20 protein-coding genes are annotated in these 22889 nt (G+C 42.7%); all 20 read left to right on the top strand.

The window, feature by feature from the left end:
- Positions 1-45: 45 nt before the first annotated feature.
- The 20 genes from asnC (at position 46) to P3L40_RS00200 (ending at position 22880) form a co-directional block, all read left to right on the top strand.
- Positions 46-507, top strand: coding sequence for a transcriptional regulator AsnC (asnC, locus tag P3L40_RS00295; protein WP_004906326.1), 462 nt, complete (start codon positions 46-48; stop codon positions 505-507).
- Positions 508-598: 91 nt separating this feature from the next.
- Positions 599-1039 (top strand): FMN-binding protein MioC, encoded by a 441-nt coding sequence (gene mioC / locus P3L40_RS00290; RefSeq protein ID WP_136134555.1) that lies wholly within the window; start codon positions 599-601, stop codon positions 1037-1039.
- A 377-nt stretch (positions 1040-1416) separates the two neighbouring features.
- Positions 1417-3306: a tRNA uridine-5-carboxymethylaminomethyl(34) synthesis enzyme MnmG gene (mnmG, locus tag P3L40_RS00285; protein WP_004906322.1), complete on the top strand. Its 1890-nt coding sequence runs from the start codon at positions 1417-1419 to the stop codon at positions 3304-3306.
- A gap of 1 nt (position 3307) precedes the next feature.
- Entirely contained in the window at positions 3308-3928 is a 621-nt protein-coding gene (gene rsmG, locus P3L40_RS00280; RefSeq protein WP_004906320.1) for a 16S rRNA (guanine(527)-N(7))-methyltransferase RsmG, read from the top strand.
- Between the two features lie 601 nt (positions 3929-4529).
- Positions 4530-4907 carry a F0F1 ATP synthase subunit I gene (gene atpI / locus P3L40_RS00275; RefSeq protein WP_004906317.1) on the top strand — a complete coding sequence of 126 codons (378 nt, stop codon included), beginning with the start codon at positions 4530-4532 and terminating at the stop codon, positions 4905-4907.
- 33 nt (positions 4908-4940) lie between these two features.
- On the top strand, positions 4941-5759 hold the full coding sequence (gene atpB / locus P3L40_RS00270; RefSeq protein ID WP_004906316.1) for a F0F1 ATP synthase subunit A: 819 nt from the start codon (positions 4941-4943) through the stop codon (positions 5757-5759).
- 48 nt (positions 5760-5807) lie between these two features.
- Positions 5808-6047 (top strand): F0F1 ATP synthase subunit C, encoded by a 240-nt coding sequence (gene atpE / locus P3L40_RS00265; RefSeq protein ID WP_004093904.1) that lies wholly within the window; start codon positions 5808-5810, stop codon positions 6045-6047.
- A 58-nt stretch (positions 6048-6105) separates the two neighbouring features.
- Complete coding sequence (gene atpF, locus P3L40_RS00260; RefSeq protein WP_004906301.1) at positions 6106-6576, top strand: F0F1 ATP synthase subunit B; 471 nt, start codon at positions 6106-6108, stop codon at positions 6574-6576.
- A gap of 12 nt (positions 6577-6588) precedes the next feature.
- Positions 6589-7122: a F0F1 ATP synthase subunit delta gene (gene atpH / locus P3L40_RS00255; protein ID WP_004906300.1), complete on the top strand. Its 534-nt coding sequence runs from the start codon at positions 6589-6591 to the stop codon at positions 7120-7122.
- Positions 7123-7136: 14 nt separating this feature from the next.
- Positions 7137-8678 carry a F0F1 ATP synthase subunit alpha gene (gene atpA / locus P3L40_RS00250; RefSeq protein ID WP_004906297.1) on the top strand — a complete coding sequence of 514 codons (1542 nt, stop codon included), beginning with the start codon at positions 7137-7139 and terminating at the stop codon, positions 8676-8678.
- Between the two features lie 51 nt (positions 8679-8729).
- Positions 8730-9593, top strand: a complete 864-nt coding sequence (atpG, locus tag P3L40_RS00245) for a F0F1 ATP synthase subunit gamma (protein ID WP_004906295.1) — start codon at positions 8730-8732, stop codon at positions 9591-9593.
- A gap of 34 nt (positions 9594-9627) precedes the next feature.
- Positions 9628-11010, top strand: a complete 1383-nt coding sequence (atpD, locus tag P3L40_RS00240; RefSeq protein ID WP_004906293.1) for a F0F1 ATP synthase subunit beta — start codon at positions 9628-9630, stop codon at positions 11008-11010.
- A gap of 21 nt (positions 11011-11031) precedes the next feature.
- Entirely contained in the window at positions 11032-11457 is a 426-nt protein-coding gene (locus tag P3L40_RS00235; protein WP_004906291.1) for a F0F1 ATP synthase subunit epsilon, read from the top strand.
- Between the two features lie 126 nt (positions 11458-11583).
- Positions 11584-12954 (top strand): bifunctional UDP-N-acetylglucosamine diphosphorylase/glucosamine-1-phosphate N-acetyltransferase GlmU, encoded by a 1371-nt coding sequence (gene glmU / locus P3L40_RS00230; RefSeq protein ID WP_094962007.1) that lies wholly within the window; start codon positions 11584-11586, stop codon positions 12952-12954.
- A gap of 207 nt (positions 12955-13161) precedes the next feature.
- Positions 13162-14994 carry a glutamine--fructose-6-phosphate transaminase (isomerizing) gene (gene glmS / locus P3L40_RS00225; RefSeq protein WP_112308043.1) on the top strand — a complete coding sequence of 611 codons (1833 nt, stop codon included), beginning with the start codon at positions 13162-13164 and terminating at the stop codon, positions 14992-14994.
- Positions 14995-15153: 159 nt separating this feature from the next.
- Entirely contained in the window at positions 15154-15975 is an 822-nt protein-coding gene (locus tag P3L40_RS00220) for a TnsA endonuclease N-terminal domain-containing protein (RefSeq protein WP_001029679.1), read from the top strand.
- Positions 15962-18070, top strand: a complete 2109-nt coding sequence (locus P3L40_RS00215) for a DDE-type integrase/transposase/recombinase (RefSeq protein WP_000267723.1) — start codon at positions 15962-15964, stop codon at positions 18068-18070. Before P3L40_RS00220 ends, P3L40_RS00215 begins: the two co-directional genes overlap by 14 nt.
- Positions 18067-19734, top strand: coding sequence for an AAA family ATPase (locus tag P3L40_RS00210; RefSeq protein WP_001276994.1), 1668 nt, complete (start codon positions 18067-18069; stop codon positions 19732-19734). The genes P3L40_RS00215 and P3L40_RS00210 overlap by 4 nt, the downstream gene beginning before the upstream one ends.
- A gap of 2 nt (positions 19735-19736) precedes the next feature.
- Positions 19737-21263 (top strand): TnsD family Tn7-like transposition protein, encoded by a 1527-nt coding sequence (locus tag P3L40_RS00205; protein WP_001243518.1) that lies wholly within the window; start codon positions 19737-19739, stop codon positions 21261-21263.
- Positions 21264-22880 (top strand): Tn7-like element transposition protein TnsE, encoded by a 1617-nt coding sequence (locus tag P3L40_RS00200; RefSeq protein WP_000251879.1) that lies wholly within the window; start codon positions 21264-21266, stop codon positions 22878-22880.
- The last annotated feature ends 9 nt before the right edge of the window (positions 22881-22889 follow it).

The raw sequence follows: 22889 nt of genomic DNA, 5'->3' as shown, positions 1-22889 counted from the left end.
AAAACAGGTATAAAAATGAATAATCGTTAAAATAGAGGTGAAATAATGCCGGAAAATTATCAAATCGATAATCTCGATCGTGACATACTTCACGAATTAATGGCAAATGCACGCATACCGTATGCTGAATTAGCCAAAAAATTCGCTGTTAGCCCCGGGACAATTCATGTCCGTGTCGAAAAAATGAAACAAGCAGGAATTATTAAAGGCACACGTATTGATATAAACCCAAAACAATTAGGGTTCGATGTTTGTTGCTTTATTGGCATTATTTTAAAAAGTGCAAAAGATTACCCAACCGCACTAAAAAAATTAGATGCCTTAGAAGAAGTTGTCGAGGTGTACTATACAACAGGGCAATACAGCATTTTTATTAAAGTAATGTGCCGTTCTATCGATTCTTTACAAGACGTACTTATCAACAAAATTCAGACCATTGATGAGATACAATCCACAGAAACACTGATCTCCTTACAAAACCCGATCTTACGAACAATCAATCCGTAGAAAAAAAATGATATAACCACATTATCCACAGGTAGATCCCAGCTCATTCACAGCGTACAATAGCGCCCTATTATTGTGAAAGAGAATCACCATGACAAAAGTAACCTTAATAAGTGGCAGTACAATGGGCAGTGCGGAGTATGTTGCCGAGCACATGGCAGAGATTTTAGAAGAACTCGGTCATGAAACCGAAATTCAACATGGCCCGGAGCTTGATGACTTAACACTTGAAGGCATATGGCTGGTGGTGAGCTCAACACATGGTGCAGGTGATCTCCCTGAAAATATTCAACCTCTTTTTGATTCAATAGAAGAAAGTGCTCCTGATCTAAGCCAAGTTCAATTTGGCTCGATAGGGATCGGTAGCTCTGAATATGACACTTTTTGTGGTGCGATCCATAAAATAGATGACTTGTTAACCAAGCAAGGGGCTAAAAGGATCGGTGAATGTTTGGAAATTGATGTCCAACAACACGAAATACCCGAAGATCCCGCAGGGGAATGGGTTAAAATTTGGGCAAACGAACTCTAATTTGATTAAAATAACAGCAATCAACTGTGGATAACTCAGGGAAGATCCCGGTATTAACCCGTAGTTATCCAGAGTATAAGTTTTAGGTTCCCCATGCCCTGTGTATAAGTACCCTTTTTGATCCCAGCTTATACGCAAATGGATCACGGATCATTCACAGTATATGATCCTTTACACTTTTATGATCTTTAAAGTGAAAATCCACTTATCCACAGAAACGAGTGATCCTAATAAAAGATCTAATAAAGAGATCTTTAAATAAAAAGATCTTTATATTATATAGGGGAGAAACCTAAAGCTTGGTCTCTTCCTCAAACTTGAGTAGAATTCTCTCCTCAAATGCACAATCCGCATTTTCTAACGTTTAAGGTCCACACATGTTTTATCCAGAGCAATTTGACGTCATCGTAATTGGTGGTGGTCATGCCGGTACTGAAGCAGCAATGGCAGCTGCACGTATGGGGCGTCAAACCCTATTACTGACTCACAATATTGATACATTGGGCCAGATGTCTTGCAACCCAGCCATCGGTGGGATCGGTAAGGGGCATCTGGTTAGAGAAATTGATGCCCTTGGTGGTCTAATGGCCACAGCAACAGACAAAGCAGGTATTCAATTTAGAACATTAAATGCCAGCAAAGGGCCTGCAGTTCGTGCAACCCGAGCACAAGCTGACCGTGTTCTTTATCGCCAAGCTGTCAGAATGGCTTTAGAAAATCAGCCTAATTTGATGATTTTCCAACAACCTGTAGAAGACTTAATTGTTGAAAACAATCGAGTTACAGGGGCTATTACTCGCATGGGCTTAAAATTTAAAGCCAAAGCTGTAGTATTAACCGTTGGTACTTTCCTTGATGGCAAAATTCATATAGGTTTAGAAAATTACAGTGGTGGTCGTGCAGGTGATCCCCCTTCAATTTCACTTTCTCAACGTTTGAGAGAATTGCCTTTACGTGTTAATCGTTTAAAAACAGGAACGCCACCACGTATTGATGCAAGAACTATTGATTTCAGTCAGTTAGCTCAACAGCTAGGTGATGATCCAATGCCGGTATTTTCATTTTTAGGTTCACAAGATCAACATCCACAGCAGATGCCTTGTCATATCACCTATACCAATGAAAAAACCCATGAAGTGATCAGAAATAACTTGGATCGTAGCCCTATGTATGCAGGGGTTATTGAAGGGATCGGCCCACGTTATTGCCCTTCGATCGAAGATAAAGTTATGCGTTTTGCCGATAAAGACTCACATCAGATCTTCTTAGAGCCAGAAGGCTTAACAAGCAATGAAATTTACCCTAACGGGATATCCACCAGCTTACCATTTGATGTTCAAATGCAAATTGTTCATTCCATGAAAGGAATGGAAAATGCAAGGATCATTCGTCCTGGTTATGCTATTGAATATGATTTCTTTGACCCTAGAGATCTAAAACAAACGCTTGAAAGTAAATTTATTGATGGCTTATTTTTTGCTGGCCAAATTAACGGTACAACAGGTTATGAAGAAGCAGGGGCCCAAGGGCTACTAGCTGGGCTTAATGCTGCACAACATGCCTTTGGTTTAGAAGGTTGGTTCCCTCGTCGTGACCAAGCTTATATCGGTGTTCTCGTTGACGACCTTTGTACTTTAGGGACAAAAGAACCTTACCGTATGTTTACCTCACGTGCTGAATACCGTTTGATGCTTCGTGAAGACAATGCAGATTTACGTCTGACAGAAAAAGGCCGAGAGTTAGGTTTAGTTGATGATGTTCGCTGGGCGCATTTTAATAACAAAGTCGAATTGATTGAAAAAGAGCGTCAGCGCTTAAAAGATATCTGGGTTCATCCTAAATCGGATAACCACACAGAAATAGATGGAATTTTAACCGTTCCATTATCTAAAGAAGCAAATGGGGAAGATTTACTCCGTCGCCCAGAAATGACGTATAAGATGTTAACTTCACTCAACCTTTTTGCACCGGGTATTGATGATCCTCAAGCTGCGGATCAAGTGGAAATCCAAGTTAAATACGAAGGGTATATTGCTCGTCAAAAAGAAGAAATTGAAAGACAACTGCGTAATGAAAATACCTTGTTGCCTGTTGACCTTGATTACAAACAAGTCAAAGGGTTGTCTAACGAAGTGATGGCGAAACTAAACGATCATAAACCAACATCTATTGGTCAAGCATCGCGAATTTCAGGGATCACGCCTGCTGCAATCTCTATTTTACTTGTTTGGCTGAAAAAACAAGGCATGCTACGCCGGAGCGCTTAACGTGGATTTATTATCAAAACTTAATCAATTGCTAGTAAAAACCGATATCGACTTAACGGAAAAGCAAAAACAGCAGTTAGTTGATTATGTTGGGTTATTAGCGAAATGGAATAAAGCCTATAACCTGACATCGGTACGTGACCCACAGCAGATGTTAATCCGTCATATCATGGATAGCATAGTGGTGAACGGTCAACTCAACGGAACAAAATTTATTGATGTAGGAACCGGTCCTGGTTTACCTGGTGTTCCTTTAGCGATTGTTCGACCTGATTCCCATTTTGTTTTATTGGACAGCTTAGGGAAGCGCATACGCTTTCTAAAACAGGTTCAACATGAGTTAGGGCTAACTAATATTGAGCCTGTTCAATCACGTGTTGAAGAATATCGGATTGAAAATGGTTTTGATGGTGTGATTAGCCGCGCATTTGCTTCACTGAATGATATGTTGGGTTGGTGCCATCATTTACCTTCATCTGAAGGGCGCTTTTATGCACTTAAAGGTGTCATTCGTGATGATGAAATGGTGCTACCAGAAGGTTTTGTGATTGAATCTATTACAGAGCTTGAAGTACCTGAACTTGATGAGCAGCGCCATTTAGTTAAAGTTTCTATAAAATAAAGTTGCTTTCTGTCAAAATATTTTGTCTTTTAGAGCGATAGTCGGTGTGTTAAAAAGCACCGGCTATTTTTATTTTTAGCTAAAGAATAAATACTTATATTTCACGTGTTATTTACATGTAAATAACGAATAAGTTTCAAAAATAAAGTGTTGATAGAAAAAATGCTGGCTAATTGGCAATTTTTACTTAATCGATTTAGCTAGGTAAATAGTTAACAGTGAAATATTTGATTTATCACGTTTAAATTTAACTTAAAAAACTAATTCTTTAATTGTTTGATTTACAGATTAAATCTATTTTTTGTTGTCAGTAAAGTTGAAAGAATAAATAAAGAGGATAAAGTCAAATGTGATATTTATCACATTAATGTGAATATATGCAGCAATTCATTAACTATTTATTAATTATTACAGCGACAATTCTGCGCCAACTCGAAAAAATTAAATATTTATTCACCTTTTCGCTACTTACTGATTGAATTCATTTCGCCTGCCCGTATAATTTGCACGTTTTTGTCTCTTGACACATTTACGCAAAGGCAGTTTTATACAACACTTAGCGTTTCTGAGGCTGAGAAGAGCTGGGAGTAAACAAAAAGTTATGTCTGTATCCCTTTATGACAACAAACACGCTGCAAAGCAGTTGTCTGTTCAGTTTATAACTTTAGTGATCCTCAGTGGGGCTTTCTGTGCAAATAGTATAGAATGGGGGGCCTCTGCTCTTGCTGGTGGGTTAGCATGCTGGTTACCAAATATTGTATTTATGCTGCTAGCACAATTTCAGAAAGCAAAAGGAGAGGATGAACCTGTCCGCATTGCCTGGTTCTTAGCATTAGGAGCAGGGCTAAAGGTTGTTACAACTATCGCTGTCTTAGTTGTTGCTTTCGGTGTGTTCAAAGCGTCATTAACACCACTGGGTTTGACCTATTTAGCGGTGCTAATTGTTCAGATTGTTGCACCAGCCGTTTTTAAACGGTAAGTATTTTTAAACTACAAAAGGGTAAGAGGCATCATGTCTGCATCAGGAGAAGTGATGACTACAGAGGATTACATAGGCCACCATCTGAAAAACCTTCAGTTGGACCTGAGTACCTTTAAGTTGGTCGATCCCCACGCTAGTCCAACATTTTGGACGTTGAACATTGACTCGCTTTTTTTCTCGGTAGTTCTCGGGGCTCTGTTCCTGTGGCTATTTAGAAGAGTTGCAGCCAATGCGACTAGTGGCGTACCCGGTAAGTTACAGACTGCAATAGAACTGATCATTGGTTTCGTTGATAACTCAGTCCGTGATATGTATCACGGCAAGAGCAAAGTTATTGCTCCTTTAGCATTAACGGTGTTCGTCTGGGTATTCTTAATGAACCTAATGGATTTACTCCCAATTGATTTCCTTCCGTATATTGCTGAGCATTATCTCGGGTTACCTGCATTACGTGCAGTACCAACCGCAGATGTTAGTGTCACATTATCGATGGCTATTGGTGTGTTTATCCTAATCCTCTTCTACAGCATCAAAATGAAAGGAATTGGCGGATTTACAAAAGAGCTCACAATGCAGCCTTTTAACCATCCTGTCTTCATTCCAGTCAACTTGATTCTTGAAGGGGTAAGCCTGCTGTCAAAACCTGTATCACTCGGTCTGCGACTGTTTGGTAACATGTATGCAGGTGAATTGATCTTTATTCTTATCGCGGCTCTGCTTCCGTGGTGGTCACAGTGGTTGTTAAGCCTACCTTGGGCTATCTTCCACATACTGATTATTACGCTACAAGCCTTTATTTTTATGGTTCTGACGGTTGTTTATCTGTCGATGGCATCTGAAGAACACTAATTTAATTTTATCAATAATTGTATTAACTGAAACAAACTGGAGACTGTCATGGAAAACCTGAGTATGGATCTGCTGTACATGGCTGCCGCTGTGATGATGGGCTTAGCGGCGATCGGTGCTGCGATCGGTATCGGCATCCTAGGTGGTAAATTTTTAGAAGGTGCTGCTCGTCAGCCAGATTTAATTCCTCTGCTGCGTACACAGTTCTTTATCGTAATGGGTCTGGTCGATGCTATTCCGATGATTGCTGTTGGTCTGGGCTTGTATGTAATGTTCGCTGTTGCCTAATTAACGTTACGGAACACTGTAAGAACATTAATTCACTAATGAATATGAGGTATTGTCTGTGAATCTAAATGCAACAATCCTCGGCCAGGCTATCGCGTTTGTCCTGTTTGTTTGGTTCTGTATGAAGTATGTATGGCCACCGATTATGGCGGCCATTGAAAAACGTCAAAAAGAAATTGCTGACGGTTTATCTTCCGCAGAACGTGCTAAAAAGAACCTGGAACTGGCGCAAACCGACGCAACCGACCGACTGAAAAAAGCGAAAGCTGAAGCACAAGTCATCATTGAACAAGCGAATAAACAGCGCGTTCAAATGATTGATGAAGCAAAAGCAGAAGCGGAAGCAGAACGTGCAAAAATCGTCGCGCAAGCGCAAGCTGAAATTGATGCTGAGCGCAAACGTGCACGTGAAGAGTTACGTAAACAGGTTGCGATGCTTGCTATCGCAGGTGCCGAGAAGATCATCGAACGTTCCGTGGATGAAGCTGCTAACAGCGACATCGTTGATAAACTAGTCGCTGAACTGTAAGGAGGGAGGGGCATGTCTGAAATTGCTACTGTAGCTCGCCCCTACGCCAAAGCAGCTTTTGACTTTGCTGTGGAAAACCAAGCTGTTGCTAAATGGCAGGAAATGCTAGCCTTCACCGCTGAGGTGACGCGCAATGAACAGGTTGGAGAGCTGCTTTCTGGTTCTATTGCACCAGAAACATTAGCTAAAACGTTTATCTCTGTTTGTGGAGATGAAATTGACGAGCATGTTCAGAATCTGATTCGTGTTATGGCGGATAACGGGCGTTTAACGACGCTACCAGAAGTGTTAACGCAATTTATCCAATTGCGTGATTCTCTGGAATCAACCATTGAAGTTGATGTAATTTCTGCCAACGAACTGAGTGAACAGCAGTCAGCTAAAATTTCTGCAGCGATGGAAAAACGTCTGTCACGCAAAGTTAAGCTGAATTGCAAAATTGATAAGTCTGTTATTGCTGGAGTGATCATTCGTGCTGGAGACCTCGTTATTGACGGGAGTATCCGCGGTCGCTTAGAGCGTTTAACTGACGTCTTGCAGTCTTAAGGGGACTGGAGCATATGCAACTGAATTCCACCGAAATCAGCGAACTGATCAAACAGCGTATTGCTCAGTTCGATGTTGTGAGTGAAGCTCACAATGAAGGTACGATTGTATCCGTTAATGACGGTATTATTCGTATTCACGGTTTAGCCGAAGTCATGCAGGGTGAAATGATCGCGCTGCCTGGCAACCGTTACGCTATCGCACTGAACTTAGAGCGTGACTCTGTTGGTGCGGTCGTCATGGGTCCTTATGCCGACTTGGCAGAAGGCATGAAAGTTAAATGTACTGGTCGTATTCTTGAAGTTCCAGTAGGCCGTGGCCTGCTAGGACGTGTTGTGAATACACTGGGTCAACCAATTGATGGTAAAGGTCCTGTTGATAACGATGGCTTCTCTCCTGTAGAAGTTATTGCTCCAGGTGTTATCGACCGTCAATCTGTTGATCAACCAGTTCAAACTGGTTATAAATCAGTCGATGCCATGATTCCAATCGGTCGTGGTCAGCGTGAGCTTGTTATCGGTGACCGTCAAACAGGTAAAACTGCTTTGGCTATCGATGCAATCATCAACCAACGCGACTCAGGCATCAAATGTGTGTACGTAGCTATCGGCCAGAAAGCGTCTACCGTTTCTAACGTAGTTCGTAAACTGGAAGAGCACGGCGCACTGCAAAATACTATCGTTGTTGTTGCTACAGCATCTGAATCAGCTGCTCTGCAATACTTAGCACCATATGCTGGTTGCGCGATGGGTGAATATTTCCGTGACCGCGGTGAAGATGCACTGATCGTATACGATGACCTGTCTAAACAGGCTGTTGCATATCGTCAAATCTCACTGTTGCTGCGTCGTCCACCAGGACGTGAAGCTTACCCAGGTGACGTTTTCTATCTGCACTCACGTTTACTTGAGCGTGCTGCTCGCGTTAACGCTGAATACGTAGAAAACTTTACTAAAGGTGAAGTTAAAGGCAAAACAGGTTCATTGACAGCTCTGCCTATCATTGAAACCCAAGCTGGTGACGTTTCTGCATTCGTACCAACAAACGTAATTTCGATTACAGATGGTCAGATCTTCCTGGAATCTAACCTGTTTAACTCTGGTATTCGTCCAGCGGTTAACCCAGGTATTTCAGTATCTCGTGTTGGTGGTGCTGCTCAGACTAAAATTATCAAGAAACTGTCTGGTGGTATCCGTACCGCACTTGCTCAGTATCGTGAACTGGCAGCGTTTGCTCAGTTTGCTTCCGACCTCGATGACGCGACTCGTAAACAGTTAAGTCATGGTCAGAAAGTAACTGAACTGCTGAAACAGAAACAGTACGCACCGATGTCAGTAGCAGAGCAGGCACTGTCTCTGTTCGCGGCAGAACGTGGGTTCTTGGATGATGTTGAGTTAGCGAAAATTGGTGCGTTTGAAGCTGCTTTAGTTTCTTTTGCACAGCGCGAGCATGCTGACCTTATGAACGAAATTGGCCCGGCTGGTAGCTATAACGATGATATCGAAGGCAAGTTGAAAAAACTGCTCGAATCATTTAAAGCAACTCAGTCCTGGTAATACTATTCGGCCCAGTTCTTAGGGCCGTCTGGTTAATAAGGAGAAGCAGAAATGGCCGGCGCAAAAGAGATACGTTCCAAGATCGGAAGTGTACAAAATACACAAAAGATCACTAAAGCGATGGAAATGGTCGCTGCGTCCAAAATGCGTAAAACGCAGGAACGCATGGCGGCCAGCCGTCCTTATGCAGAAACCATGCGCAGTGTGATTGGTCACCTAGCGTTAGGTAATCTGGAATATAAACACCCATATCTCGAAGAGCGCGAAGTTAAGCGTGTCGGGTATCTGGTTGTTTCAACAGACCGTGGTCTGTGTGGTGGCTTGAACATTAACTTGTTCAAAAAACTGTTAGCAGATATGAAGTTATGGTCTGAGAAAAACGTTCAGGTTGATTTGGCTTTAATCGGTTCTAAAGCGGTATCATTCTTCGGGTCTGTGGGCGGCAATGTCGTGACTCAAGTTACCGGAATGGGGGATAACCCAACGCTTTCGGACTTGATTGGTCCAGTTAACACTATGCTACAAGCCTATGATGAAGGGCGTTTGGATAAACTGTATGTGGTGACGAATAAGTTCATCAATACAATGTCTCAGGAGCCAACTATTCTTCAATTGTTACCATTGCCTGCAAGTGATGATGAAACACTGAAGAAGAAGTCTTGGGATTACATTTACGAACCCGATCCTAAGGCGTTGCTGGATACCCTGCTACGTCGTTATATCGAGTCGCAGGTTTATCAGGGCGTCGTTGAAAACCTGGCTAGTGAGCAGGCCGCACGAATGGTAGCGATGAAAGCCGCTACTGATAATGGTGGAAACCTGATCAAAGAGTTACAGTTGGTTTACAACAAAGCTCGTCAGGCCAGCATTACTCAGGAGCTTACCGAAATCGTTTCGGGTGCTTCCGCGGTTTAACAGCTAGGTTTACGAATTACGTAGAGGATTCAAGATGGCTACTGGAAAGATTATCCAGGTAATCGGCGCCGTTGTGGACGTCGAGTTCCCTCAAGATGACGTACCAAAAGTGTACGACGCTCTTGAGGTTGTTAACGGTAAAGAAAAACTGGTGTTGGAAGTTCAGCAACAGTTAGGCGGTGGTGTTGTCCGTTGTATCGCAATGGGTACATCAGATGGTCTGAGCCGTGGTTTAGAAGTTGTAAACTTAGAGCACCCAATTGAAGTACCAGTAGGTAAAGCAACTTTAGGACGTATCATGAACGTTCTGGGTCAACCTATTGATATGAAAGGTGATATCGGCGAAGAAGAGCGCTGGTCAATTCACCGTGCTGCACCTAGCTATGAAGAATTAGCTAACTCAACAGAACTGCTGGAAACCGGTATCAAAGTAATGGACTTAATCTGTCCATTCGCGAAAGGTGGTAAAGTTGGTCTGTTCGGTGGTGCGGGTGTTGGTAAAACAGTAAACATGATGGAACTGATCCGTAACATCGCGATTGAGCACTCAGGTTACTCAGTATTCGCTGGTGTTGGTGAGCGTACTCGTGAAGGGAACGACTTCTATCATGAAATGACCGACTCAAACGTTTTGGATAAAGTATCACTGGTTTATGGCCAGATGAACGAGCCACCAGGAAACCGTCTGCGTGTTGCGTTGACTGGTCTGACTATGGCTGAAAAATTCCGTGACGAAGGTCGTGACGTACTGCTGTTCGTTGACAACATCTATCGTTATACACTGGCAGGTACTGAAGTATCAGCACTGTTAGGCCGTATGCCTTCAGCGGTAGGTTATCAGCCAACGCTGGCGGAAGAGATGGGTGTTCTGCAAGAACGTATTACCTCAACTCAAACAGGTTCTATCACTTCCGTTCAAGCGGTTTACGTTCCTGCGGATGACTTGACTGACCCATCACCAGCAACCACCTTTGCTCACTTAGACGCAACGGTAGTTCTGAGCCGTCAAATCGCATCACTGGGTATTTACCCTGCGGTTGACCCTCTGGATTCTACTAGCCGTCAACTTGACCCACTGGTTGTTGGTCAAGAGCACTATGATGTTGCTCGTGGCGTTCAGTCTATTCTGCAACGTTACCAAGAACTGAAAGATATCATTGCAATCCTGGGTATGGATGAACTGTCTGAAGAAGACAAACTGGTTGTTGCTCGTGCTCGTAAGATCCAGCGCTTCCTGTCTCAACCATTCTTCGTTGCTGAAGTATTTACCGGTTCACCAGGTAAGTTCGTTTCTCTGAAAGACACTATTCGTGGCTTCAGTGGGATCCTGAACGGTGATTACGACCACCTGCCAGAACAAGCGTTCTATATGGTTGGTACCATTGAAGAAGCTGTGGAAAAAGCTAAAAAGCTTTAATCCAGCTGACAGGAGGTTGATATGGTAGCTGCAATGACATACCACCTGACTGTAGTGAGTGCTGAAAAACAAATGTTTGAAGGCATGGTACAGAAAATTCAGGTGACAGGTAGTGAAGGTGAGCTGGGGATTTACCCACAGCATACCCCGCTGCTGACTGCCATAAAACCGGGCATGGTACGTATTACCAAACAGTTTGGTGAAGAAGAGCTAATTTACCTCTCCGGCGGTATTTTAGAAGTACAACCAAATGGTGTTATCGTACTCGCTGATACAGCGATCCGTGGTAAAGATTTAGACGAAGCTCGTGCAGTGGAATCTAAACGCAAAGCGGAAGAACACGTCCGTAAAGCTCACGGCGATGTTGATTATGCTCAGGCATCAGCAGAACTTGCAAAAGCAATAGCGAAACTTCGAGTCATCGAGTTAACTAAAAAGCTAATGTAATGATAGCGGTATAGTAAAAAAAGCCAGTTGGTTAAGTCTAACTGGCTTTTTTATTTGAGCGAAATATGTAGTAATTTATAAAGGAAATAGGTTTACTTTCATCCCTAAGTTGGAGTTTCAGGAAAAATGACTGTGCAAAGAAAAAGTGTCGTGATTTTAGCTGCCGGTAAAGGCACACGGATGTATTCAGAGCTACCTAAAGTTTTGCATTTGCTTGCAGGCAAACCAATGGTTCAGCATGTTATAGATACAGCAAAATCCATTGGTGCATCAGATATTCATCTGGTATACGGACATGGCGGTGATTTACTGAAAGAAAAACTGGGTGAGCAAAACCTCAATTGGGTATTGCAGGCGGAGCAACTCGGTACGGGCCATGCGATGCAACAAGCTGCCCCTAGCTTCCAAGATGATGAAGATATTGTCATGCTCTATGGTGACGTGCCATTAATCGCTAAAGATACCTTGGACAGGCTGATTGAAGTCAAACCACAAGGCGGTATTGGTTTACTGACGGTTATCTTAGATAACCCAACAGGGTATGGCCGTATAATTCGTGAAAATAATGAAGTTGTCGGTATTATCGAGCAAAAAGATGCCAGTGAAGAGCAACGTAAAATCCAAGAAATCAATACAGGAATTATGGTTGCTAGTGGCAAAGATTTTAAACGTTGGTTGGCACAACTGAACAACGATAACGCACAAGGCGAATATTATATTACTGATATTATTGCATTAGCACATAAAGAAGGTAATAAAATTGCAACTGTTCACCCTAAACATTTAAGTGAAATGGAAGGGGTGAATAACCGCCTACAATTGGCTGCGTTAGAAAGGGTTTATCAGAAAGAACAAGCGGAAAAATTGTTATTAGCTGGTGTGATGTTAATTGACCCTGCACGTTTTGACTTGCGAGGAACGCTGACTCATGGGCGCGATATTATTATTGATACTAACGTGATTATTGAAGGTAATGTCACATTAGGGAATAACGTACATATTCAATCTGGCTGTATATTAAAAGACTGTGTGATTGGTGATAACTCGGTTATCAGCCCATATTCAGTGATAGAAAACTCTGAATTGTCAGCCGAATGTACAGTTGGCCCTTTTGCGCGTTTACGTCCAGGTGCTAAATTAGCAGCCAAAGCACACGTCGGTAATTTCGTCGAAATGAAAAATGCCTCTTTAGGTTTAGGTTCTAAAGCGGGTCATTTAAGTTACCTCGGGGATGCCCAAATTGGTGATAATGTGAATATTGGCGCAGGTACCATCACTTGTAATTATGATGGTGCCAATAAACATAAAACCATTATTGGTGATGATGTGTTTGTAGGGTCTGATACTCAGTTAGTTGCGCCAGTTTCTGTTGCCAAAGGTGCAACAATAGGCGCTGGCACGACGGTTACACGTGATGTGAATGAAGACGAACTTGTCGTTAGCCGTGTAAAACAAATGCATATTAAAAACTGGCAACGTCCAGTTAAGAAAAAATAAGTAAATATTGAGGAGAGGTAGCAATATCTCTCCTATTATAAATGCGAATTAATCGCGAAAATTAAAATAGCTACTCAAGGTAGCAATATAAAAATAATATCCCCATTTTCTACAAGGCTGGGGAGCAGTGAAAACTGTACAACAATTAGGTTGCGACAAATGAAGGTTTCTCAAGAAAGGAACCTTTTGTCTAGGAATCAAAAAAATATGTGTGGAATTGTAGGTGCTGTTGCACAACGTGATATTGCAGAAATTCTGTTAGAAGGTCTTCGTCGTCTTGAGTATCGTGGTTATGATTCAGCTGGTATGGCTGTCGTTGATCACGAAGGTCATTTGCAACGCTTACGTGAAGTCGGCAAAGTGCAAATGCTAGCTGAAGAAGCGGAGAAAAACCCAGTATCGGGTGGAACGGGGATTGCACATACCCGTTGGGCGACTCATGGTATTCCAAGTGAACGCAATGCTCATCCGCATACCTCTGGTTATATTGCAGTTGTTCATAATGGCATTATTGAAAACTATTTAGAATTGAAAGATGAGCTGAAAAAACTCGGTTATATCTTTAGTTCAGAAACTGATACCGAAGTAATTGCTCACCTTGTTCACCATGAACAACAAAAAGGTGGCACGTTGGTGGAAGTGGTTCAACGTGTTATCCCACAATTGCGCGGTGCTTACGGTACCGTGATCATGGATAGCCGTATTCCTGAATTATTAGTTGCTGCACGTTCTGGTAGCCCGTTGGTTATTGGTTTAGGTGTAGGTGAAAATTTCTTAGCATCAGACCAATTAGCATTGTTGCCTGTGACTCGTCGCTTTATTTACCTCGAAGAAGGGGATGTTGCCGAAGTCACTCGTCGTACTGTTCGTATTTTTGATAAAAGTGGTGAAGCTGTCGATCGCGAGCAAATTGAATCAAACGTTCAATATGATGCAGGCGATAAAGGCGTCTATCGCCATTACATGCAAAAAGAAATTTACGAACAACCAATGGCAATTAAAAACACCCTTGAAGGGCGTTTTAGCAAAGATAATGGCATTGATTTAAGCGAGTTAGGTCCTCGTGCGAGTGAAATTTTATCTCAAGTTGAACATATCCAAATTGTAGCTTGCGGGACATCTTACAATGCTGGCATGGTTGCACGTTATTGGTTTGAGTCTTTGGCCGGTATTCCATGTGATGTGGAAATCGCTTCAGAGTATCGCTACCGTAACCCTGCGCACCGTAAAAATAGCTTAATGATTACGCTATCCCAATCAGGTGAAACCGCTGATACACTGGCAGCATTGCGTTTATCGAAAGAGTTAGGTTATTTGACCTCTTTAGCGGTATGTAACGTCGCAGGTTCTTCACTGGTACGTGAATCTGAATTTGCTTTGATGACCAAGGCAGGGGCAGAAATTGGTGTGGCATCCACTAAAGCATTTACCACACAGTTAACCGTCTTACTGATGTTAGTTGCATATATGGGCCGCTTGAAAGGTGCTAATCCTGAGCTTGAAGAAAACATTTCTCACGCTCTACATGCGCTACCGGCTCGTATTGAAAGCATGTTATCGCAAGATAAAGTTATCGAGGCATTGGCAGAAGATTTCTCAGATAAACATCACGCATTGTTCTTAGGTCGCGGTGATCAGTTCCCTATTGCAGTTGAAGGGGCTCTGAAATTAAAAGAGATTTCTTACATTCACGCAGAAGCGTATGCAGCGGGTGAGTTAAAGCACGGCCCATTAGCGTTAATTGATGCCGATATGCCTGTTATCATCGTTGCACCTAACAATGAGCTGTTAGAAAAACTGAAATCAAACATTGAGGAAGTCCGTGCGCGTGGTGGTTTGCTGTATGTATTCGCTGACCAAGATGCAGGCTTTGAAGCCAGTGAAAATATGAAAATTGTTTCGCTACCTCATGTTGAAGAACTGATCGCACCAATTTTCTACACTGTTCCTCTGCAACTGTTGTCTTATCACGTTGCATTGATTAAAGGCACAGACGTTGACCAACCACGTAACTTGGCGAAGTCGGTGACAGTTGAGTAATTCAGATGATTGAAATATAAATAAATGTGGGCGGACAATAAAGTCTTAAACTGAACAAAATAGATCTAAACTATGACAATAAAGTCTTAAACTAGACAGAATAGTTGTAAACTGAAATCAGTCCAGTTATGCTGTGAAAAAGCATACTGGACTTTTGTTATGGCTAAAGCAAACTCTTCATTTTCTGAAGTGCAAATTGCCCGTCGTATTAAAGAGGGGCGTGGCCAAGGGCATGGTAAAGACTATATTCCATGGCTAACAGTACAAGAAGTTCCTTCTTCAGGTCGTTCCCACCGTATTTATTCTCATAAGACGGGACGAGTCCATCATTTGCTATCTGACTTAGAGCTTGCTGTTTTTCTCAGTCTTGAGTGGGAGAGCAGCGTGCTAGATATACGCGAGCAGTTCCCCTTATTACCTAGTGATACCAGGCAGATTGCAATAGATAGTGGTATTAAGCATCCTGTTATTCGTGGTGTAGATCAGGTTATGTCTACTGATTTTTTAGTGGACTGCAAAGATGGTCCTTTTGAGCAGTTTGCTATTCAAGTCAAACCTGCAGCAGCCTTACAAGACGAGCGTACCTTAGAAAAACTAGAACTAGAGCGTCGCTATTGGCAGCAAAAGCAAATTCCTTGGTTCATTTTTACTGATAAAGAAATAAATCCCGTAGTAAAAGAAAATATTGAATGGCTTTATTCAGTGAAAACAGAAGAAGTTTCTGCGGAGCTTTTAGCACAACTATCCCCATTGGCCCATATCCTGCAAGAAAAAGGAGATGAAAACATTATCAATGTCTGTAAGCAGGTTGATATTGCTTATGATTTGGAGTTAGGCAAAACATTGAGTGAGATACGAGCCTTAACCGCAAATGGTTTTATTAAGTTCAATATTTATAAGTCTTTCAGGGCAAATAAGTGTGCAGATCTCTGTATTAGCCAAGTAGTGAATATGGAGGAGTTGCGCTATGTGGCAAATTAATGAGGTTGTGCTATTTGATAATGATCCGTATCGCATTTTGGCTATAGAGGATGGCCAAGTTGTCTGGATGCAAATAAGCGCTGATAAAGGAGTTCCACAAGCTAGGGCTGAGTTGTTGCTAATGCAGTATTTAGATGAAGGCCGCTTAGTTAGAACTGATGACCCTTATGTACATCTTGATTTAGAAGAGCCGTCTGTAGATTCTGTCAGCTTCCAGAAGCGCGAGGAGGATTATCGAAAAATTCTTCCTATTATTAATAGTAAGGATCGTTTCGACCCTAAAGTCAGAAGCGAACTCGTTGAGCATGTGGTCCAAGAACATAAGGTTACTAAGGCTACAGTTTATAAGTTGTTACGCCGTTACTGGCAGCGTGGTCAAACGCCTAATGCATTAATTCCTGACTACAAAAACAGCGGTGCACCAGGGGAAAGACGTTCAGCGACAGGAACAGCAAAGATTGGCCGAGCCAGAGAATATGGTAAGGGTGAAGGAACCAAGGTAACGCCCGAGATTGAACGCCTTTTTAGGTTGACCATAGAAAAGCACCTGTTAAATCAAAAAGGTACAAAGACCACCGTTGCCTATAGACGATTTGTGGACTTGTTTGCTCAGTATTTTCCTCGCATTCCCCAAGAGGATTACCCAACACTACGTCAGTTTCGTTATTTTTATGATCGAGAATACCCTAAAGCTCAGCGCTTAAAGTCTAGAGTTAAAGCAGGGGTATATAAAAAAGACGTACGACCCTTAAGTAGTACAGCCACTTCTCAGGCGTTAGGCCCTGGGAGTCGTTATGAGATTGATGCCACGATTGCTGATATTTATTTAGTGGATCATCATGATCGCCAAAAAATCATAGGAAGACCAACGCTTTACATTGTGATTGATGTGTTTAGTCGGATGATCACGGGCTTTTATATCGGCTTTGAAAATCCGTCTTATGTGGTGGCGATGCAGGCTTTTGTAAATGCTTGCTCTGACAAAACGGCCATTTGTGCCCAGCATGATATTGAGATTAGTAGCTCAGACTGGCCGTGTGTAGGTTTGCCAGATGTGTTGCTAGCGGACCGTGGCGAATTAATGAGTCATCAGGTCGAAGCCTTAGTTTCTAGTTTTAATGTGCGAGTGGAAAGTGCTCCACCTAGACGTGGCGATGCTAAAGGCATAGTGGAAAGCACTTTTAGAACACTACAAGCCGAGTTTAAGTCCTTTGCACCTGGCATTGTAGAGGGCAGTCGGATCAAAAGCCATGGTGAAACAGACTATAGGTTAGATGCATCTCTGTCGGTATTTGAGTTCACACAAATTATTTTGCGTACGATCTTATTCAGAAATAACCATCTGGTGATGGATAAATACGATCGAGATGCTGATTTTCCTACAGATTTACCGTCTATTCCTGTCCAGCTATGGCAATGGGGTATGCAGCATCGTACAGGTAGTTTAAGGGCTGTGGAGCAAGAGCAGTTGCGAGTAGCGTTACTGCCTCGCCGAAAGGTCTCTATTTCTTCATTTGGCGTTAATTTGTGGGGTTTGTATTACTCGGGGTCAGAGATTCTGCGTGAGGGTTGGTTGCAGCGGAGCACTGATATAGCTAGACCTCAACATTTAGAAGCGGCTTATGACCCAGTGCTGGTTGATACGATTTATTTGTTTCCGCAAGTTGGCAGCCGTGTATTTTGGCGCTGTAATCTGACGGAACGTAGTCGGCAGTTTAAAGGTCTCTCATTTTGGGAGGTTTGGGATATACAAGCACAAGAAAAACACAATAAAGCCAATGCGAAGCAGGATGAGTTAACTAAACGCAGGGAGCTTGAGGCGTTTATTCAGCAAACCATTCAGAAAGCGAATAAGTTAACGCCCAGTACTACTGAGCCCAAATCAACACGCATTAAGCAGATTAAAACTAATAAAAAAGAAGCCGTGACCTCGGAGCGTAAAAAACGTGCGGAGCATTTGAAGCCAAGCTCTTCAGGTGATGAGGCTAAAGTTATTCCTTTCAACGCAGTGGAAGCGGATGATCAAGAAGATTACAGCCTACCCACATACGTGCCTGAATTATTTCAGGATCCACCAGAAAAGGATGAGTCATGAGTGCTACCCGGATTCAAGCAGTTTATCGTGATACGGGGGTAGAGGCTTATCGTGATAATCCTTTTATCGAGGCCTTACCACCATTACAAGAGTCAGTGAATAGTGCTGCATCACTGAAATCCTCTTTACAGCTTACTTCCTCTGACTTGCAAAAGTCCCGTGTTATCAGAGCTCATACCATTTGTCGTATTCCAGATGACTATTTTCAGCCATTAGGTACGCATTTGCTACTAAGTGAGCGTATTTCGGTCATGATTCGAGGTGGCTACGTAGGCAGAAATCCTAAAACAGGAGATTTACAAAAGCATTTACAAAATGGTTATGAGCGTGTTCAAACGGGAGAGTTGGAGACATTTCGCTTTGAGGAGGCACGATCTACGGCACAAAGCTTATTGTTAATTGGTTGTTCTGGTAGTGGGAAGACGACCTCTCTTCATCGTATTCTAGCCACGTATCCTCAGGTGATTTACCATCGTGAACTCAATGTAGAGCAGGTGGTGTATTTGAAAATAGACTGCTCGCATAATGGTTCGCTAAAAGAAATCTGCTTGAATTTTTTCAGAGCGTTGGATCGAGCCTTGGGCTCGAACTATGAGCGTCGTTATGGCTTAAAACGTCATGGTATAGAAACCATGTTGGCTTTGATGTCGCAAATAGCCAATGCACATGCTTTAGGGTTGTTGGTTATTGATGAAATTCAGCATTTAAGCCGCTCTCGTTCGGGTGGATCTCAAGAGATGCTGAACTTTTTTGTGACGATGGTGAATATTATTGGCGTACCAGTGATGTTGATTGGTACCCCTAAAGCACGAGAGATTTTTGAGGCTGATTTGCGGTCTGCACGTAGAGGGGCAGGGTTTGGAGCTATATTCTGGGATCCTATACAACAAACGCAACGTGGAAAGCCCAATCAAGAGTGGATCGCTTTTACGGATAATCTTTGGCAATTACAGCTTTTACAACGCAAAGATGCGCTGTTATCGGATGAGGTCCGTGATGTGTGGTATGAGCTAAGCCAAGGAGTGATGGACATTGTAGTAAAACTTTTTGTACTCGCTCAGCTCCGTGCGCTAGCTTTAGGCAATGAGCGTATTACCGCTGGTTTATTGCGGCAAGTGTATCAAGATGAGTTAAAGCCTGTGCACCCCATGCTAGAGGCATTACGCTCGGGTATCCCAGAACGCATTGCTCGTTATTCTGATCTAGTCGTTCCCGAGATTGATAAACGGTTAATCCAACTTCAGCTAGATATCGCAGCGATACAAGAACAAACACCAGAAGAAAAAGCCCTTCAAGAGTTAGATACCGAAGATCAGCGTCATTTATATCTGATGCTGAAAGAGGATTACGATTCAAGCCTGTTAATTCCCACTATTAAAAAAGCGTTTAGCCAGAATCCAACGATGACAAGACAAAAGTTACTGCCTCTTGTTTTGCAGTGGTTGATGGAAGGCGAAACGGTAGTGTCAGAACTAGAAAAGCCCTCCAAGAGTAAAAAGGTTTCGGCTATAAAGGTAGTCAAGCCCAGCGACTGGGATAGCTTGCCTGATACGGATTTACGTTATATCTATTCACAACGCCAACCTGAAAAAACCATGCATGAACGGTTAAAAGGGAAAGGGGTAATAGTGGATATGGCGAGCTTATTTAAACAAGCAGGTTAGCCATGAGAAACTTTCCTGTTCCGTACTCGAATGAGCTGATTTATAGCACTATTGCACGGGCAGGCGTTTATCAAGGGATTGTTAGTCCTAAGCAGCTGTTGGATGAGGTGTATGGCAACCGCAAGGTGGTCGCTACCTTAGGTCTGCCCTCGCATTTAGGTGTGATAGCAAGACATCTACATCAAACAGGACGTTACGCTGTTCAGCAGCTTATTTATGAGCATACCTTATTCCCTTTATATGCTCCGTTTGTAGGCAAGGAGCGCCGAGACGAAGCTATTCGGTTAATGGAGTACCAAGCGCAAGGTGCGGTGCATTTAATGCTAGGAGTCGCTGCTTCTAGAGTTAAGAGCGATAACCGCTTTAGATACTGCCCTGATTGCGTTGCTCTTCAGCTAAATAGGTATGGGGAAGCCTTTTGGCAACGAGATTGGTATTTGCCCGCTTTGCCATATTGTCCAAAACACGGTGCTTTAGTCTTCTTTGATAGAGCTGTAGATGATCACCGACATCAATTTTGGGCTTTGGGTCATACTGAGCTGCTTTCAGACTACCCCAAAGACTCCCTATCTCAATTAACAGCACTAGCTGCTTATATAGCCCCTCTGTTAGATGCTCCACGAGCGCAAGAGCTTTCCCCAAGCCTTGAGCAGTGGACGCTGTTTTATCAGCGCTTAGCGCAGGATCTAGGGCTAACCAAAAGCAAGCACATTCGTCATGACTTGGTGGCGGAGAGAGTGAGGCAGACTTTTAGTGATGAGGCACTAGAGAAACTGGATTTAAAGTTGGCAGAGAACAAGGACACGTGTTGGCTGAAAAGTATATTCCGTAAGCATAGAAAAGCCTTTAGTTATTTACAGCATAGTATTGTGTGGCAAGCCTTATTGCCAAAACTAACGGTTATAGAAGCGCTACAGCAGGCAAGTGCTCTTACTGAGCACTCTATAACGACAAGACCTGTTAGCCAGTCTGTGCAACCTAACTCTGAAGATTTATCTGTTAAGCATAAAGACTGGCAGCAACTAGTGCATAAATACCAAGGAATTAAGGCGGCAAGACAGTCTTTAGAGGGTGGGGTGCTATACGCTTGGCTTTACCGACATGACAGGGATTGGCTAGTTCACTGGAATCAACAGCATCAACAAGAGCGTCTGGCACCCGCCCCTAGAGTTGATTGGAACCAAAGAGATCGAATTGCTGTACGACAACTATTAAGAATCATAAAGCGTCTAGATAGTAGCCTTGATCACCCAAGAGCGACATCGAGCTGGCTGTTAAAGCAAACTCCTAACGGAACCTCTCTTGCAAAAAATCTACAGAAACTGCCTTTGGTAGCGCTTTGCTTAAAGCGTTACTCAGAGAGTGTGGAAGATTATCAAATTAGACGGATTAGCCAAGCTTTTATTAAGCTTAAACAGGAAGATGTTGAGCTTAGGCGCTGGCGATTATTAAGAAGTGCAACGTTATCTAAAGAGCGGATAACTGAGGAAGCACAAAGATTCTTGGAAATGGTTTATGGGGAAGAGTGAGTGGTTAGGCTAGCTACATTTAATGACAATGTGCAGGTTGTACATATTGGTCATTTATTCCGTAACTCGGGTCATAAGGAGTGGCGTATTTTTGTTTGGTTTAATCCAATGCAAGAACGGAAATGGACTCGATTTACTCATTTGCCTTTATTAAGTCGAGCTAAGGTGGTTAACAGTACAACAAAGCAAATAAATAAGGCGGATCGTGTGATTGAGTTTGAAGCATCGGATCTTCAACGAGCCAAAATAATCGATTTTCCTAATCTCTCGTCCTTTGCTTCCGTACGCAACAAGGATGGAGCGCAGAGTTCATTTATTTACGAAGCTGAAACACCATATAGCAAGACTCGTTATCACATCCCACAGTTAGAGCTAGCTCGGTCATTATTTTTAATTAACTCCTATTTCTGTCGAAGCTGTTTGAGCAGTACCGCTTTACAGCAAGAGTTCGACGTTCAGTATGAGGTTGAGCGAGATCATTTAGAGATAAGGATCTTACCCAGTTCATCGTTTCCTAAAGGGGCGTTAGAGCAGTCGGCCGTAGTGCAGCTTTTGGTTTGGTTGTTTTCGGATCAAGATGTTATGGATTCGTATGAAAGTATTTTTAGGCACTATCAACAAAATAGAGAAATTAAGAACGGCGTTGAAAGCTGGTGCTTTAGCTTTGACCCTCCGCCCATGCAGGGTTGGAAATTACATGTAAAAGGACGTTCTTCTAACGAGGATAAGGATTATTTAGTTGAGGAAATAGTAGGTTTAGAAATCAACGCTATGCTTCCTAGCACAACAGCTATTAGCCATGCCTCTTTTCAGGAAAAGGAGGCAGGTGATGGTAGTACGCAGCACATAGCGGTTTCAACAGAGTCAGTTGTTGATGATGAGCATCTACAGTTGGACGATGAGGAAACAGCCAATATAGACACAGACACACGAGTCATAGAGGCTGAGCCGACATGGATAAGTTTTAGTAGACCTAGTCGAATTGAAAAATCTCGCAGGGCAAGAAAAAGTAGCCAAACTATTTTAGAAAAAGAAGAAGCAACAACAAGTGAAAATAGTAATTTGGTTAGTACTGATGAGCCACACTTAGGTGGTGTCCTAGCAGCGGCAGATGTGGGTGGGAAGCAGGATGCAACCAATTACAACTCTATTTTTGCTAATCGATTTGCTGCTTTTGATGAGCTACTTTCAATTCTAAAAACTAAATTTGCATGTCGGGTGCTTTTTGAAGAAACCTTGGTTTTGCCAAAAGTTGGGCGTAGCCGATTACATCTGTGTAAAGATGGCTCACCAAGAGTGATTAAAGCCGTTGGGGTGCAACGTAATGGCAGTGAATTTGTATTGCTAGAGGTGGATGCATCGGATGGGGTGAAAATGCTTTCTACCAAAGTGTTGAGTGGCGTTGATAGCGAAACATGGCGGAATGATTTTGAAAAGATACGGCGTGGAGTGGTGAAGAGCTCATTGAATTGGCCAAATAGTTTGTTTGATCAATTATATGGACAAGACGGGCATAGAGGGGTGAATCATCCAAAGGGGTTGGGGGAGCTGCAAGTATCGAGAGAGGATATGGAAGGGTGGGCTGAGAGAGTGGTTAGAGAGCAATTTACGCATTAAAGGAATGAC

The organism is Providencia sp. PROV040, assembly GCF_032706145.1.
Taxonomy (GTDB): domain Bacteria; phylum Pseudomonadota; class Gammaproteobacteria; order Enterobacterales; family Enterobacteriaceae; genus Providencia; species Providencia hangzhouensis.
This window is presented reverse-complemented; position numbering and strand designations above follow the sequence as displayed.